Below are 14,259 nucleotides of genomic sequence, written 5' to 3'. Positions count from 1 at the left end.
CCAGACCTCCCTTGCCTCGGGAGAAGTGAATCAGGAGCTAAAGCCTCGCTCAAGCCGAGTTTTTCAACACAATCGGCCCAGAGCCGACCTTCAGCCTTGGCTGGAAATGCTGTGGCGCAGCCCGTCGAAGCTGTCGTTCGCCGCGTTTGCGTCAGTCAGTGACGCCGCAATGGCTGGTTGGCAGACCAAACTGCCGTTCGATGTCTATTGTGGATTGCCGCCGTCGCGCTGTTCGTGGGGGTGGAGAAGCTGGCCGCCGACCTGCTGTGGCTGACGAAGCTGCCGTCGTTTGCGCTGATCGGCGAGGGTATCGCTGCCGCGGCACATGTCTGGGTGGGCATCTGCGGCGCGGCGCGGCCTCAGTCTCCAGCGGCTGCCAGTTCTGCCTCGATTTGGCCTGTGAGGTCCGCCGAGAGCGGCCCGACGAAGGAACCGAAGGTGCCAGAAATCCGGCCGTCGCGACCGATCAGCACCTTGTTGAAGTTCCAGCGCGGCACGAAGCCTGCCTCGTCGCGCAGCGAAGCGTAGAACGGGTGGGCCTCGGCGCCCTTCACGCTGGTAATCGTCGTCATGGGAATATCGATTCCGTACTGAAGCTCGCAAAACGCTTTGACATCCTCGTTCGTGTCGAGCTCCTGGTTGAAATCGTCGGAGGGTACGGCGAGGACGACGAGACCCTGGCTGCGATACCGGTTGTAAAGATCTTGAAGCCCACGATACTGCCTGGTGAAGGCGCATTGAGACGCGGTGTTGACGACGAGAACAGGCTGACCCGCCCAATCCGTCAGGGCAAGCGTGCCACCGTCGATCGAGTCGAAAGGGGCCCGGAGATCGATAGCACGGGCGGGACCAGCGAAAGCCAAAAGGGCGAGACAGAGGATCAGGCGCAGCATCGGTTCATTCTCCTTACTAGGTGTCTACGCAGAAAGCGCACTGTCCGATCAATTTCCGTGCCGCCGTCAATCTGGTATTTTACGACCCGCCCTATAGGTCTCGCCTATGGCCTCCCTTCCGGCAGAGAACGTGCAGCACTATCCGCGCCCGCCCGCGCTCGAGCCGGTCGACTTGCGGCTTGCCGTCCGTCTGGGCGGGAAACTTGCTGCCGAGACGACCCGGGGCTTTCGCGTCCTGGAGACACACCATGCGCCGACCTACTATTTTCCGCGCTGGGACGTTCTGGCGGAGCTTGCGCCGGCGAGCGGGGGCAGCCTTTGCGAATGGAAGGGCCGCGCGCGCTATTTCGATGTGACCTGTGCTGGCAGGACGGCGCGCAGGGGCGACTGGGCCTATGATGCACCGACGCCCGTATTTCGTACGATTGCCGGCTGTGTGGCGTTCTATGCGGGTCTGATGGAAGCCTGTTTCGTCGGTGACGAAGCGGTGATGCCGCAGCCCGGCGCGTTCTGCGGCGGCTGGGTGACGGCGAACCTTGAGGGCGTGCCAAAAGGGGCACGGGGCACAGAGCACTGGTAGCAGGGGGGCCTGCGGCTCGGAGCGACGGAGGAATGTGATGTCGGGATTGAGAGTGGTTCTGGTCTGTTGCGCGCTGGTCCTTTCGGCCTGCGCCGGGCGTCCATCGCTGGAGGACGCGCCACTGTCGGACCGGCAGCTGAACCTCGAGGAGTTCTTTGACGGCCACGTGACAGCCTATGGCCAGTTCCAGGACGTTCTGGGGAATGTGTCGCGCCGGTTCGAGGTGGATATCAACGGGACCTGGGACAGTGAGCGGCTTCGCCTCGTCGAGGATTTCGTCTACGAGGACGATACGACGGAGCGGCGCATCTGGACGCTCGTGAAGACCGGTCCCGAGACCTGGGCGGGCACCGCTCCCGGCGTAATCGGCACCGCGTCGGGCCGGGAGGCGGGTGACATGTTCAACTGGCGCTACACGATCGATCTGCCTATCGGCGGCGGCGACGCGGTGCGCGTCGGGTTCAACGACTGGATGTGGCTTGTGGCCGAGTATCGGATTCTGAACCGCGCCTATATGAGTCGGTTCGGCATTCCAGTGGGCGAGGTCATCATCACTTTTGAACGCGGATGAGCCCAGGCCCGCGCCGCGCTAGGAAAGCGGGATCGACGAGCCGGATTTCCGCGACTGATAGACTTCGGAAAGTTCAGAATACAGCCCGCGGATCGTGTCGATGCGTTCGCTCAGTGCCTGCCGGCCGGGATCGGGCAGCTTCGCGGCCTCTGCTGGGATCGACCAGGAGGACTAGAAGGCGTTCGATGCGCTGTAGCCGCCGGGCGGCACGCCGAAGACTTCCCGAAGGATTCTCAGATCGTGCGGGATTGCGAAGCTGTCGCGGCTGTCTTCGTGGCTGAAGACGTAGAAGAAGTTGTCGAACCCCGCCCAGGTGATGGCCGAAAGGCAGAGAGAACAGGGTTCGTGCGTCGACAGAAAGATAAGCTCGGATGCGGCAGGGCGGCCCTCGGGCGGCTGTTCGTAGAACCGCTTGAGGCAGTGCATTTCGCCGTGCCAGAGCGGGTTCTCGATCTCGTTGTTTGTTTCGGCGAGGACCAGCGAAAGATCGAATTTCCTCAGAAGGGCGGCACCGAAAACCTTATTGCCCAGGGCGACGCCAGTTCTGGTCATCGGCGCGATGTTGTGCTCGACGACGTCGAGGAGCCGAGTGAGGAAGGCCGCATCAATTGGCGGGATCGCGGTGATCATACTGAACGAGTTTTCATAAATGGATCGTTGCCACGGACAATATCGGCTTCATGCGATATACATCTAACTGTGCCTTGTTCGGCAAGGCCTGGTCAGGGCTCGGATCATGAGCTCAGTGATTCCGCCGTGATGTCTGCTTCGCAGGACTATCTGCTTAGAGCCGCCTGAAGACGAAGAGGATAACCCGAACAGCAAGACGCAGTGAGTGATAGCAAAGGTCAGCCCAACGATAGAGACACCCCATGCTTGGTCCCGGACAACACGTGTCCGCTTCGCGGAATCGGACTCGATCTGCGGAACCCATCAGGGCCAGCGGTCAAATGCACCGCGCAAACAGGCCGGACACAAGACCGCTTCTGACCAAACACCACTCACAACAAACGTCTTGCTTTGCAGAAGCCATCCACACAGGACGAAGCTGAGATTTAGACACGCCGTCTCCATTCATTACTTGGTTGCGGCCACTAACTCCATTCTCAAGCCATTTATAGCGACCGAAATCTTTACCCTGTCCGCAGAAACAGCGAAGGCGAGCATTTGTTCGCATGATGCCGGGTCTTCGCCTAAAATAAATCTAAAGAGACTTGCGATGAGAGGTTGGCATCCGAGAATGAAGCGAGGTGGACGACACGCAGCACGCCGGTCTCCCCCAGGGTCCGTTCCCGGGAAGTTGCAGATCGCCCCGACGGCGGAAAAGCCAAGCATTCGCGTCATGGCTTTCGGCCCGGACGATCTTGTCGAGCGACAGGTTGCGGACGTGGGGGCGCTCATGGAGATCCGCGATGCTTTCCCGACAATGTGGATCGACATCGTTCAATTTGGCGATGCCGAATTGATTTCCGGGATTGGCGAGGCGTTTGGCCTTCACAGGCTTGCTCTGGAAGACGCGATAAACACCCACCAACGCCCCAAGGTTGAGGAATACGACGATCACCTATTCATCGTGGCCCTGATGCTGGACGACGCTGGTTCCGTCGAAACGGAGCAAGTCGCCTTCTTCGTGGGCGCCGGCTATCTTATCACGTTCCAGGAAAGACCAGGGGACTGCTTCGAAAACGTGCGGGACCGCATCCGCAAGGCTTCAGGTCGCATTCGTGGAGCGGGTTCGGATTATGCGTGCTACGCACTCCTCGATTCGATCATCGACACCTATTTTCCGGCATTGGAGAATGTCGGCGATCTGCTTGAAGCGCTCGAAGATAGAGTGGTCGGATCGCCCGAGCCGGGCAACATCTCTGCGTTGCACGACATGAAGCGTCATCTCCTACATCTACGTCGCGCCATCTGGCCGCATAGGGAAGTATTCAACACCTTGCTTCGGGACGATCATCCTCTGATCGCTGCTGAAACGAAGCCATTCCTGCGCGACTGCTACGACCACACCGCCCAGTTAATGGACATCGTCGAAACGTATCGCGAAATGGCCTCGGGACTTGTCGATGTGCATCTCTCAAGCGTCAGCATGAAGCTTAACGAAGCCATGAAGGTTCTGACCGTTGTTGCAACCATCTTCATACCGCTCAGCTTCATCGCAAGCGTATATGGCATGAACTTTGACCGCGAGAGTTCACCGTGGAACATGCCTGAACTCGGGTGGTATCTCGGTTATCCTTTCGCACTGCTTCTGATGTGCGCGTCGGCGGCCGGTCTTGTTTGGTACATATGGAAGAAAGGATGGCTCGGATAGATGCCCGAAGTCGTCTGCTATCGGCTCAGAGTAGAGGAGGCAAAACTACCCCTGTTGGTGGACCACTTCAGTGGGGGCACTCCACTGTCAAAGACTGCAATGCTCTCATTCATGCAGTCGATTGCTGCCTGGAGATGCGATCTTTCCGTGGCGACCGCGCGCCGATTAGCAATCTCGCGGCGAACCACGGCAGGCAGTCGAGCGAGATTTCCTCTCGGAATCACGTCACGGGCGCCTATTGATATCATATTTGCGGCAGCTTCTTCAACGAGCGAAACTGCCTCGGAGAGTAGAATGACGGGCAACTCTGGCGACAGCTTGGAAACGATAGATAATGCCATTTCGGCGGATCGCCCAAGATCGCGATAGGTGCAAAGGATTACATCCCAAGCCTCTGTACGTCCGAGTTCTTCGCGGAGATCGTGATCGCGCCAGACGCGCTTCCATTCGATCACAAGCCCAGCTTGCTCCAAAGCGCATATCTCTGGCGGACAGATGTCCCCATCTTCATCGATCCATAGGAGGTTCGCGCTAAGGGGTGAAAGGACGTCCTTCACAGCTTCTTCACCTCCTCAATCGTTCCTCAGACAAGGTCTAAAGTTCAGGACAACGCGACCCGGCACCCGCGCGATTGGTCACGCGCATTTCACATCGATGCCTTCAACGGTAAGAAACTCACTGACGCGCTCCGGCAGTTGAAATGGATCAAATGGCTTTCTGATTACATCGCGTGCCCCCAGCGACATCATAAATTCATCGTCGGCCTGCGTCGTCCGAGCGGTCATGAAGACTACAGGTATACGGGCAATTTCAGGCGAGGCATGAATCTCAGTGATCACGTCTTCGCCACTGAGGCCAGGCATCATGAAGTCCAATAAAATGAGATCCGGCTTTAGCTGCCGTGCCAATCGAAGTCCGTCGGTGCCGTTTGCTGCCTGGATGAGGGACACTTCATCGTTGAGCTCCATTGCAAGTGCGACCAGATCCCGGATGCGTTCATCGTCGTCGATGTGTAACAAAGTGCACATTCTTGTCGCCGCCCTCGTAACTGCACCTAACAACAACTGCTCCCAATCATCCTAGGGTTTAGTGGGCCTTCTTGTCATCACCCTGACGGTGTTAAGTCGAATTTGTGACCGAAGTCGGGCTTCTTTGTAGCAGCGGAGACGAACGCGTGAATTTGTTCACAAAAAAGCGCTCTCAAATTCACGCAGAGCATTTGGCTTACCGGTAGACATCCGCATCCGCCTCGTAGGTGAAGTCAGCCTTCAAATACATGTCTTTCTTCCGGTTGCCCGAGGTCTCGGGCCGGGGGAGTGTCGTGGTAATGCCATCCTGATGACAGGCCAGGATCTCGCGGCCACTGAAGTAGCCCTTGTCGGCGACAACACGCACCTCGTCACGACCGAGCGCGGCCTTCACCCCCTCGGCTACAGGCCACCAGCTCCCGAAGTGTTCATACCGATGGATCAGCGACCAACCATGCACTAGCATTCAATCCGGACCACCCAATGGGGTCAGCCCAAGGCTCTCCACAACCAATCCGACACATGCGTGCAGCTATGTCCCACGTGGCATCAAACAGACTGCGAAGAGAAGCGTGACCCGGATGAGCGACAATGGTCCCAAACAATAAGGAAAACGAGTTTGACCCAAACGCCCAATTAGAGAAGCAGACATTTGATATTTCGTGTAGCGCCGCGTTGTAGCTTCCACGAAACGGTAGTTCGCTGCAAATGTAAGATCGAAGCGTTGGCCGAGGTCAGCGATACGGACGAAGTGGACTTCGAGTAGAAACACCTGGACCTTGGACAAGCACGATCTCGCAATGCAATCATGATTTAATCTCATCTACTGCTTCATGGTTGCACTTCTCAATTAGTTGCTACCTATAGTAGAGAACGTCATACTTCGGTGGATTGCCTCATGTCCTACAGCGAATGGATTAGGGATACTCTTCATGAATTGCGGGCTCACGCGCAGGCCCAAGGTCTTGAGGAAGCAGACGATGCGCTTCGCCAAACCATTATCCGCGTGAGCCTGGAAGCAGATATCCCGACACTTCTCTCTGTCGGAGACCTGACCAAGGACCAGGATGGGATTATGGGTAGGGTCTAGTCGCCTTCACCTTCCTCGAAGGCCCTGGAAACCTGCGCTGCAGCGGATTGGCTGGCGATAATGCGCCTGCCGTATCGTGCGGGCATCTCGGGTGATTTCCAGCGGCCAGCAACCATGATTGACGACAGGTCGCATCCCAGCCTGAACGCATCCTGAACACCCCCGACACGCGTGCTGTGCGCCGAGACATCATCTCGTTTGGTGCAGCGTTTGATGATCCGAGAGATGGTTGCCGGATCGAGTGGGCAAATCTTCGCACCGCGTTGGGACTTCGTGAGCATAGGATCGTCCGATTTCAACCCAGCCGTTTCGATCCATCGCAACACGGCCTTTGTGCCTCGCTCTGATAGAAAGGCGTAGTTGCCACGCCCGTCCGGGTCGGTCTTCGAACGCGCAATGAAGAGGACGCTCGATCCGTCGTCTTGTCGGCATAGATCCCTGACCCTGAAGCCCGAGATTTCTGACGCCCTGCACCAGCTATCAGTGGCGACCCAGAGAACGGCCTTGTCTCTGATCTCAAGGCGGGTGTTCCCCAAACCATCAATCGCCGCCAGGACCTCTTTCTTTCCGAGGGGAGGGGCCTGCCTATACACATTGCCGTACTTGCGCTTCACACTCTTCAGCGCCAGCTCGACGAGCCTGTGTCGGCACGGGGATACCTGGAACTCTGCCCTGTGCATCTCTCCGATTGCCCAGAGGTGCAGCTCGATGGTCGATGCCTTGATGCGGCCACGTTAACCCATCCAGCCGGGACTGAAAGACTCACAGTTTCGCACCGGCAAGCGGCCGTGTTGTGCGCTTAGCGTTGGTTCAACAGCCTTGATAACGCCGCTCTGAAGCGAAAGGCCGCTTCGTCCGCATGTGAGACATCGATTGCCAGTGCGGCGAACGGCCGATTTGGGTTTTGGGCTTTTCAGTCGCTTTGAACGTCCGGTTTCTGGAAATTGCGCTGCTATGCAGTGGCGAGATGGCTTTCAGTTGGTGACCTGGGCGATAACTGATGCTGCCAGTGTATCGGTCCGGAAAGTCCCCAATGTGGTCGTCGGACCATACCAAACCGGATGTCGTGTGTGGTGGCGTATTGCTGCAAAGATTTTTTTCTTGTGAGGTCGCGGCAGAAGGCAAATTCGAAGTGTGTACTTCACAAAGCCTTCTGGCGAACGTCACGTGCTTACCTGACGCTTACCCAGATATTCTCTCAATGGTGCGACTTTCACGTAAATGTTTGAAAAATTTGGCTCCGGCGGTAGGGATCGAACCTACGACCAATTGATTAACAGTCAACTGCTCTACCGCTGAGCTACGCCGGAACACCGGGGGGCGATATAGCAAGGTGCAGATCGCGCGTCCAGTGCCCTCCGGCGAAAATTCGACCGGTGCGTTCAGGCTAGCTCCCACACCGCGTCCAGTGCAACGTGGGGTCGGGCCAGAACCACGGATTGTTCCGCAAGATCAATAAGGTGCGCAAGAAGGTTGCGTTCCGCCATCGGCAGCATCGCCTCGGGAATGTCGGTGTAAACGCGCCGCGTCAGCACGCCCGCCTTCGCCGCCCCGTCTGCAAGGGCCGACAGGATCGCTGCTTCGCGCGCGTCCCGGTGCGACAGAAGCCATTCCACACGCTCCGCCGTCTCCGTGATCGGGGCGCCATGGCCGGGCAGGTACACTGCATCGCCCCGCGCCAGCAGCCGCGCGCAGGAGGCCCGGAACGCCCCCAGATCGCCATCGGGGGGCGAGATAAGCGTCGAGGCCCAGCCCATGACGTGATCGCCCGAAAACAGCACATCACCCAAGGCGAAACTCAGATGCCCCTCCATGTGGCCGGGGGTATGGATCACCTCGATCTTCCCCGCACCTGTCGCGATCACCGTGCCGTCACCAATGGATGTATCGGGCACGAATCCCGTATCCACACCTTCGCCGCCGCCCGCCATCCCGCTTTCGGCCAGCGCCGCCATCACCGGGCTCCGGCCCGCCGCCGCATGCCCGAAGGCGCAGACCGGCGCCCCCGTCCGCCGCGCAAGCCTCGCGGCAAGCGGGCTGTGATCCCGATGGGCATGGCTGACAAGGATATGCGTGACCTCCGCATCCCCGAGCGCCGACAGGATCGCGTCGAAATGCGCGGCATCCTCGGGCCCCGGGTCGATCACCACGACCGACTCTGCGCCCAGGAGATAGGTGTTCGTCCCCCAATGCGTCATCGGCGAGGCGTTCGGCGCGATGATCCGGCGGATGCCATCGGCGACTTCCGTCACCGTCTCTGGCCGTGGGGGCAAGGTCATCGCAAAGCCCTTTCGCTTTCCTGTCCTTCGATTAGGGTTCGCCCATGGCGGCGTTCCGGCTCAAATCCCTCACCCCGCGGTCCCTGATCGGCCGGACGGCCCTGATTCTGCTCGTCCCGATCATCACCATCCAGCTGGTGGTGAGCTATGTCTTTATCCAGCGTCTTTACGAAAACGTCACCGACCAGATGACCCGCTCCGTCGTCCCGACGGTCGAGCTGCTGCTCGAATGGATCAATGCCGCCGAAAGCGCGGAAGATGCCGAGGCCGATGTTCACTCCCTGACCCGCACGCTCGGCGTCGATCTCGCCTTCACCGGGGCGGAAGCGGTTCAGGACGCCCGCACGCGCTTCGATCTCTCCGGTCTCGTGGTCACCCGGGTCCTGCGCGAGACGCTGCCGACGCTCGGCGCGGTCGATCTCGCCAGCGAAGACAACGGGGTCAGCCTCGTCCTCGGCACGCGCCATGGCCCCGTGGTGATGGGCTTCGACCGCTCCCGCGTCTCCGCCCGCAATCCCCACCAGCTTCTCGTCCTGATGGTCTTCGTCTCCACCATCGTGACGATCATCTCCTTTCTCTTCCTGAAGAACCAGGTGCGCCCGATCCGCCGGCTGGCGGAAGCGGCCTCGGCCTTCGGCAAGGGCCAGATCGTCACCTACCGGCCCGGCGGGGCGACCGAGGTGCGCCAGGCCGGCACCTCCTTTCTCGAAATGCGCGACCGGATCGAACGGCATATCGAACAGCGCACGCTGCTTCTTTCCGGCGTTTCCCACGATCTCAGAACGCCGCTCACGCGGATGAAGCTCGCGCTGTCGATGCTGGCCGACCGGCAGGAGGCAGAGGCCCTCGAACGCGACGTGGACGAGATGCAGGAAATGCTCGACACCTTCCTCGGCTTCGCCCGCGTCGATGCCACCGAGGATACGGTCGAAACCGATCCCCACAAGGTGGCAGCAGAGGCCGTGGCACGCAGTGGTCCCGGCGTGTCCCTCGGGCCCTGCGAGGGCGAGGGCCTCGTCTCGATACGCCCGATGGCCATTGCGCGCTCGCTCGACAACCTCATCGGAAATGCGCTCCGCTACGGCAACGAAGCGCGTGTCTCGGTCGCCATCCTCGACAAGTCCGTACGCTTCGTGGTGGAAGACAACGGCCCCGGCATTCCCGAAGACCGCCGGGAAGAGGCGATCCGCCCCTTCGCCCGGCTCGATCCCGCCCGCAATCAGGACAAGGGCGGCAGCGTCGGGCTCGGCCTCTCCATCGTCCGCGACATCGCCCGCCAGCACGGCGGCGCGCTCCGGCTCGGGGAAAGCGAGGATCTGGGCGGTCTGCGGGTGGATCTGGTGGTGGCACGGTAGCGGCACCTGCGACCCCGGCTATGGCCGCTCCTCGGAGCAGCTCAGCACGCCTCCCGCCCGATATGCACTGAACGGCCATCTGGTATGCCCATGAATACCGTGCATTTTGTGCCTGGCGTGCTAGGTCACCCCCAGTCAATCCATATCCCCGAGATCACCCGTGACCAAAATCATGATGGCGGCGCTCGCTGCCGGCCCAAATCTTTCGTCCCTCAAGGGGGACACCAGCTTCGACATCGGCCGTGTCAGAATCGAACTCCTCGCGGGCCTGACCGTCGCGCTGGCGCTGGTGCCGGAGGCCGTCGCCTTCGCCTTTGTCGCCGGGGTACATCCGCTTGTCGGGCTTTACGCCGCCTTCATCGTGGGGCTCATCACGGCCGTGTTCGGGGGCCGACCGGGGATGATTTCGGGGGCAACCGGTGCACTCGCGGTGGTCATGGTGTCGCTGGTCGCGACACATGGGGTCGAATATCTGTTCGCAGCGGTCGTGCTGATGGGGATCATACAGATCGCGGCCGGGGTGCTGCGGCTTGGAAAGTTTATCCGGCTCGTGCCGCACCCCGTGATGCTCGGCTTCGTCAACGGTCTTGCGATCGTGATCTTCCTGGCCCAGCTCAGCCAGTTTCAGGTGCCCGGCTCGGCCGATCATGCAGGCCACGGGCTTGCACAGGGCGAATGGCTGACCGGCTGGCCCCTGGTGACGATGCTGGCCCTCGTGGCGGCGACCATGGCGATCATCTGGGTGATGCCGCGTATCACGTCGGCGTTTCCCGCCCCGCTGGCGGGCATCGCCATCGTGGCCGTCGCCGTCATCGCATTTCAGATCGACGTCCCGCGGGTCGGCGATATGGCCTCGATCGAAGGCGGATTGCCGGCCTTTCACATTCCGGCCGTGCCGTTGACGCTAGAGACGCTGGAAATCATCCTGCCCTATGCGCTGATCCTCGCGGCCATCGGGCTGATCGAAAGCCTGCTGACCCTGAACCTCGTCGGCGAGATCACGGGCAAGCGCGGCGGGGCCTCGCGCGAATGCATCGCCCAGGGCGCTGCCAACACCGTCACCGGCGTCTTCGGCGGCATGGGCGGCTGCGCGATGATCGGGCAGTCGATGATCAACGTGAAATCGGGCGGCCGCACGCGCCTTTCGGGCATTTCGTCGGCGCTGTTCCTTCTGGCCTTCATCCTCTTCGCCGCACCGCTGATCGAACAGATCCCGCTCGCGGCACTTGTCGGCGTTATGTTCATGGTGGTGATCGGAACCTTCGCGTGGAACAGCTTCAAGATCATGCGGAAGGTGCCGTTGACGGACGCCATCGTGATCGTCCTCGTCACCGTCGTGACGGTGGCCTACGATCTTGCGACGGCGGTTGTTGTCGGCGTCATCGTGTCGGCGCTGGCCTATGCGTGGAACAATGCAACGCGGATCCACGCGGAACGCTATGACACTCCGGAAGGCGCACGGGTCTACAAGGTGCGCGGCCCGCTGTTCTTCGGGTCTTCCGACGGGTTCGGGGAACTGTTCGATCCCGAAAACGATCCCGCCCTCGTCATCGTCGATTTCGCCGAAAGCCGGGTGGTCGATCAGTCGGCCCTCAGCGCCATCGAAACGGTTGCCGGAAAGTACGAGGCCGCCGGAAAGACACTCCAGCTGCGCCATCTCAGCCGCGATTGCCACCAGCTTCTGACCAAGGCGGGGCAGCTCATGATCGACAGCGACGACGACCCCGATTACCAGATCGCGGCGGATTATTCGGTCAAGACGGGCGTTCTCGGCGCCGGGCACTGACCCTGCGATCCGCGCCCGGCCTTGCCCGAGCGGGCAACGCGGCCGGGCGGCGCACACCGGAACAAAAGGGATGGTAGGCCCGGAGGGGCCGCCACAGCTACAGAAAACCAATAGTTTAACTTGTCCAACCGGACAGAAGCGGCCCTTTGAAGACATTGGGGAATTTCCCCAAGTGTCCAACCACGAAACCGCCGACAATTATTCGCGCGTCATCGCCCAGGTGGACGACCGGCACCGCGTCATCGTCTGCAAGGACGGTATCCAGTGGATATTGCAGCGGCGGGAAAAAGGCACCGGGCGCTGGCCTTGGAAGGCCCGGCACTACTGCCGCACCCGGAAGGCCCTACTGCGGGTCACCGGTGCCGCCTGTCGCGCCCCTGACCCCTTGGCAATGCAAACCCTCGCCGACCTTCCCGAGCATATCGGCGGGGTGGCGGCATGAGCGAGCGCATTTCCCTGCAGATAACGTCCGACATTCAGGGCGCAATTATGCCCGCGCCGGACGGTCTCTATCTTGTCAGTGCCTTTCATGCGCCGACAGGCAACGCCGTCTACGGCATCGAGGACTCGGCAGAGCGCGCTCTTGGGTGGCTTGAGGCTGCGCAAATTGCCTTAGCTGAGCCGGTGGGCACCGCATGAGCGTCTTTGCGCAACATGCGGAAGCCTATGCAGCCGCCGGGCTGCCCGCTTTCCCCGTGAATACGCGGAACAAGCGGCCCGCCATTCTCGGCTGGCGCACTGCTACGCCTCAGAAGGCGCGGCAATGGGCGCAGAATGAACGGTTGCGCGAGGCTGACGGCCTCGGCCTCTTGATGGGGCGACCATCCGGCATCACGGAAATCGACGTGGACGGCGCGGGCGAGGCTTGGCTTGCCGCTGCGATTGAGCGCTTCGGCGAAACACCTATCGCAATCCGAACGGCCTCGGGAAAATTCAAACTCTGGTATCAGCACAATAGCGAAGGCAGGCATATCCGCCCCTTCGACGGCCTACCGATTGATGTTCTCGGCGACGGTTTCACCATCGCGCCCCCGTCATGGCGGGAAGACCTCGGCGCGGCCTATGCCTTCATCTCCGGCAGTATCGAGGCAATCGGCAACCTGCCCACACTCAGGGAAGCAATACAACGCCCCGGGGAGACGGTTGGCACCGGCAAACGCAATGACACTCTCTGGCGCTATTGCATGGCCCACGCGCGGCACTGTGATGACGTGGAAGCGCTCATAGACGTGGCCGCAACATGGGCCGGGGCATTCCCTGACCCGCTGCCCACCTCAGAGATAGAGCGGTGCGCCCGCTCGGCCTGGGGATACGAGGCGACGGGCCGCAACTACCTCGGCCTGCGCAAACCACAAATCACCGGAGGCGACCGCATGATGGATGCGCTCATTGATGAGCCGGACGCTCTCGTGTTGCTGCAATACTTTCGGCGGTGGCACAGCAACCGGCCAGCCTTTGCCATTGCCCCCAGGGCGATGAGCGAGGCAGGCAGCCCGCCTTGGCACTGGACCAGGATAGTCAAAGCCCGCGACATTCTGCTTGAGCGGCGCTTTCTCGAAGAACTGTCCGCACCGATCAGGGGGCATAAAGCGGGCCGCTACAGGCTTCAGCCTATCATGTCGGATTCCGTGAAAGATCACTATACACCCTCTCCCCCCGTCCTAGAGGCCGATGAACTGATGGAAGGGGAACGGGCATGAATTGGTCCCAATGCCCCAAAAATGCGCGCGGTCGCGTAACCGCCCCCCCAAGTAGCGCCTTTTCGCTACGCGACGGGAGGGCGTCATGACCGTCTGTGACACTGCCCTTCAGGTTTCTCAATGGAGCCATGCTATCCGCGCCCGGTGGCAGGATAGCGTCGATGCAATTCTTGACGTGGGTCGGATGCTCACCGAGGCCAAGGCCAACTTGCCTCACGGGCAATTCGGAAGGCTGTTCGCCGAGGACAATCCCGAGCGGCTGCCTTTCACTGACGCAACAGCCAGGAAGCTTATGGCAATCTCGCGTCACGCCGCTTTGGGAAATCGTGCACACGTGCACGCTTTGCCGCCCGCCTGGGGCACGCTTTACGAGTTAAGCAAGCTTCCCGAGGACAAACTTGAGGGCGCATTTTCGGCGGGGCTGATCCATCCCGAGATGGAACGCCAGGACGCGGTGGCCTTGGTCGGCGGAAAGTCACCGAGGCTGAACTATACGGGCGATTACGAGTGGTACACGCCCGGACCCATAATCGAGAAGGCCCGCGCGGTTCTCGGCGGCTTCGACCTAGATCCCGCGACTTCTGTGATTGCGAACAGAGTCGTACAGGCCGAGCAAATATTCATCGTGGAAGACGACGGCCTCGAGCAGGATTGACCCAT

The 14,259-nt window shown here is 60.6% G+C and carries 17 protein-coding genes, 1 tRNA gene and 1 pseudogene; 11 read left to right on the top strand and 8 right to left on the bottom strand.

What is annotated here, in order from left to right:
- The coding region (locus RXV90_RS22405; protein WP_316652027.1) for a hypothetical protein at nt 1–274 on the top strand (274 nt) is incomplete at its 5' end.
- An 85-nt stretch (nt 275–359) separates the two neighbouring features.
- On the opposite strand, the gene RXV90_RS22400 is transcribed toward RXV90_RS22405, so the two are convergent.
- On the bottom strand, nt 360–893 hold the full coding sequence (locus tag RXV90_RS22400; RefSeq protein WP_316652025.1) for a glutathione peroxidase: 534 nt from the start codon (nt 891–893) through the stop codon (nt 360–362).
- Nucleotides 894–999: 106 nt separating this feature from the next.
- Here RXV90_RS22400 and RXV90_RS22395 point away from each other — a divergent pair, with 106 nt between their 5' ends.
- Together RXV90_RS22395 and RXV90_RS22390 are read left to right on the top strand one after the other, a co-directional pair.
- On the top strand, nt 1,000–1,473 hold the full coding sequence (locus RXV90_RS22395) for a DUF427 domain-containing protein (protein WP_316652024.1): 474 nt from the start codon (nt 1,000–1,002) through the stop codon (nt 1,471–1,473).
- Between the two features lie 37 nt (nt 1,474–1,510).
- Nucleotides 1,511–2,044, top strand: coding sequence for a DUF3833 domain-containing protein (locus RXV90_RS22390; protein WP_316652022.1), 534 nt, complete (start codon nt 1,511–1,513; stop codon nt 2,042–2,044).
- A gap of 171 nt (nt 2,045–2,215) precedes the next feature.
- On the opposite strand, the gene RXV90_RS22385 is transcribed toward RXV90_RS22390, so the two are convergent.
- Nucleotides 2,216–2,674, bottom strand: a complete 459-nt coding sequence (locus RXV90_RS22385; protein WP_316652020.1) for a nucleoside deaminase — start codon at nt 2,672–2,674, stop codon at nt 2,216–2,218.
- A gap of 712 nt (nt 2,675–3,386) precedes the next feature.
- Between RXV90_RS22385 and corA the strand changes: the two genes are divergently transcribed.
- The gene (corA, locus tag RXV90_RS22380; protein ID WP_316652018.1) at nt 3,387–4,361 is read left to right on the top strand and encodes a magnesium/cobalt transporter CorA; all 975 of its coding nucleotides are present in this window, start codon (nt 3,387–3,389) and stop codon (nt 4,359–4,361) included.
- A 17-nt stretch (nt 4,362–4,378) separates the two neighbouring features.
- On the opposite strand, the gene RXV90_RS22375 is transcribed toward corA, so the two are convergent.
- The 3 genes and pseudogenes from RXV90_RS22375 to RXV90_RS22365 form a co-directional block, all read right to left on the bottom strand.
- Nucleotides 4,379–4,918, bottom strand: coding sequence for a DNA-binding transcriptional response regulator (locus tag RXV90_RS22375; RefSeq protein ID WP_316652016.1), 540 nt, complete (start codon nt 4,916–4,918; stop codon nt 4,379–4,381).
- A 78-nt stretch (nt 4,919–4,996) separates the two neighbouring features.
- The gene (locus RXV90_RS22370; RefSeq protein ID WP_316652014.1) at nt 4,997–5,380 is read right to left on the bottom strand and encodes a response regulator; all 384 of its coding nucleotides are present in this window, start codon (nt 5,378–5,380) and stop codon (nt 4,997–4,999) included.
- A gap of 211 nt (nt 5,381–5,591) precedes the next feature.
- Nucleotides 5,592–5,798: pseudogene (locus RXV90_RS22365) on the bottom strand (IS5/IS1182 family transposase); the annotation flags it as partial.
- A 489-nt stretch (nt 5,799–6,287) separates the two neighbouring features.
- Here RXV90_RS22365 and RXV90_RS22360 point away from each other — a divergent pair.
- The gene (locus RXV90_RS22360) at nt 6,288–6,479 is read left to right on the top strand and encodes a hypothetical protein (protein WP_316652012.1); all 192 of its coding nucleotides are present in this window, start codon (nt 6,288–6,290) and stop codon (nt 6,477–6,479) included.
- Here the strand turns inward: RXV90_RS22360 and RXV90_RS22355 are convergent.
- The 3 genes from RXV90_RS22355 to RXV90_RS22345 form a co-directional block, all read right to left on the bottom strand.
- The gene (locus tag RXV90_RS22355; protein WP_316652010.1) at nt 6,476–7,159 is read right to left on the bottom strand and encodes a tyrosine-type recombinase/integrase; all 684 of its coding nucleotides are present in this window, start codon (nt 7,157–7,159) and stop codon (nt 6,476–6,478) included. The genes RXV90_RS22360 and RXV90_RS22355 overlap by 4 nt on opposite strands.
- 555 nt (nt 7,160–7,714) lie before the next feature.
- A tRNA-Asn gene (locus tag RXV90_RS22350) sits at nt 7,715–7,789 on the bottom strand.
- Between the two features lie 72 nt (nt 7,790–7,861).
- Nucleotides 7,862–8,758, bottom strand: a complete 897-nt coding sequence (locus RXV90_RS22345; protein WP_316652008.1) for an MBL fold metallo-hydrolase — start codon at nt 8,756–8,758, stop codon at nt 7,862–7,864.
- 44 nt (nt 8,759–8,802) lie between these two features.
- Between RXV90_RS22345 and RXV90_RS22340 the strand changes: the two genes are divergently transcribed.
- The 6 genes from RXV90_RS22340 to RXV90_RS22315 all read left to right on the top strand — a co-directional run bounded on the left by RXV90_RS22340 (nt 8,803) and on the right by RXV90_RS22315 (nt 14,254).
- The gene (locus RXV90_RS22340) at nt 8,803–10,113 is read left to right on the top strand and encodes an ATP-binding protein (RefSeq protein ID WP_316652006.1); all 1,311 of its coding nucleotides are present in this window, start codon (nt 8,803–8,805) and stop codon (nt 10,111–10,113) included.
- 175 nt (nt 10,114–10,288) lie between these two features.
- A complete protein-coding gene (locus tag RXV90_RS22335) occupies nt 10,289–11,899 on the top strand; it encodes a SulP family inorganic anion transporter (RefSeq protein ID WP_410482395.1) in 1,611 nt (536 codons plus the stop codon).
- 172 nt (nt 11,900–12,071) lie between these two features.
- Nucleotides 12,072–12,341, top strand: a complete 270-nt coding sequence (locus RXV90_RS22330) for a hypothetical protein (RefSeq protein WP_316652002.1) — start codon at nt 12,072–12,074, stop codon at nt 12,339–12,341.
- Nucleotides 12,338–12,538: a hypothetical protein gene (locus tag RXV90_RS22325; protein ID WP_316652001.1), complete on the top strand. Its 201-nt coding sequence runs from the start codon at nt 12,338–12,340 to the stop codon at nt 12,536–12,538. The genes RXV90_RS22330 and RXV90_RS22325 overlap by 4 nt, the downstream gene beginning before the upstream one ends.
- Nucleotides 12,535–13,599, top strand: coding sequence for a bifunctional DNA primase/polymerase (locus tag RXV90_RS22320; protein WP_316651999.1), 1,065 nt, complete (start codon nt 12,535–12,537; stop codon nt 13,597–13,599). Before RXV90_RS22325 ends, RXV90_RS22320 begins: the two co-directional genes overlap by 4 nt.
- An 85-nt stretch (nt 13,600–13,684) precedes the next feature.
- The gene (locus tag RXV90_RS22315) at nt 13,685–14,254 is read left to right on the top strand and encodes a DUF3102 domain-containing protein (protein ID WP_316651997.1); all 570 of its coding nucleotides are present in this window, start codon (nt 13,685–13,687) and stop codon (nt 14,252–14,254) included.
- Nucleotides 14,255–14,259: the final 5 nt, after the last annotated feature.

Origin of the sequence: Ovoidimarina sediminis (assembly GCF_032586175.1) — a bacterium.
GTDB lineage: Bacteria > Pseudomonadota > Alphaproteobacteria > Rhodobacterales > Rhodobacteraceae > Ovoidimarina > Ovoidimarina sediminis.
The sequence above is the reverse complement of the archived record's forward strand: the minus strand, read 5'-3'. Positions and strand labels throughout refer to the sequence as shown.

Coding starts and splice junctions, on each gene's coding strand:
- corA (WP_316652018.1), top strand. CDS start 3,387: ATGGCTTTCGGCCCGGACGATCTTGTCGAGCGACAGGTTGCGGACGTG.
- RXV90_RS22390 (WP_316652022.1), top strand. CDS start 1,511: ATGTCGGGATTGAGAGTGGTTCTGGTCTGTTGCGCGCTGGTCCTTTCG.
- RXV90_RS22385 (WP_316652020.1), bottom strand. CDS start 2,674: ATGATCACCGCGATCCCGCCAATTGATGCGGCCTTCCTCACTCGGCTC.
- RXV90_RS22400 (WP_316652025.1), bottom strand. CDS start 893: ATGCTGCGCCTGATCCTCTGTCTCGCCCTTTTGGCTTTCGCTGGTCCC.
- RXV90_RS22345 (WP_316652008.1), bottom strand. CDS start 8,758: ATGACCTTGCCCCCACGGCCAGAGACGGTGACGGAAGTCGCCGATGGC.
- RXV90_RS22360 (WP_316652012.1), top strand. CDS start 6,288: ATGTCCTACAGCGAATGGATTAGGGATACTCTTCATGAATTGCGGGCT.
- RXV90_RS22340 (WP_316652006.1), top strand. CDS start 8,803: ATGGCGGCGTTCCGGCTCAAATCCCTCACCCCGCGGTCCCTGATCGGC.
- RXV90_RS22320 (WP_316651999.1), top strand. CDS start 12,535: ATGAGCGTCTTTGCGCAACATGCGGAAGCCTATGCAGCCGCCGGGCTG.
- RXV90_RS22355 (WP_316652010.1), bottom strand. CDS start 7,159: ATGCACAGGGCAGAGTTCCAGGTATCCCCGTGCCGACACAGGCTCGTC.
- RXV90_RS22395 (WP_316652024.1), top strand. CDS start 1,000: ATGGCCTCCCTTCCGGCAGAGAACGTGCAGCACTATCCGCGCCCGCCC.
- RXV90_RS22335 (WP_410482395.1), top strand. CDS start 10,289: ATGGCGGCGCTCGCTGCCGGCCCAAATCTTTCGTCCCTCAAGGGGGAC.
- RXV90_RS22315 (WP_316651997.1), top strand. CDS start 13,685: ATGACCGTCTGTGACACTGCCCTTCAGGTTTCTCAATGGAGCCATGCT.
- RXV90_RS22325 (WP_316652001.1), top strand. CDS start 12,338: ATGAGCGAGCGCATTTCCCTGCAGATAACGTCCGACATTCAGGGCGCA.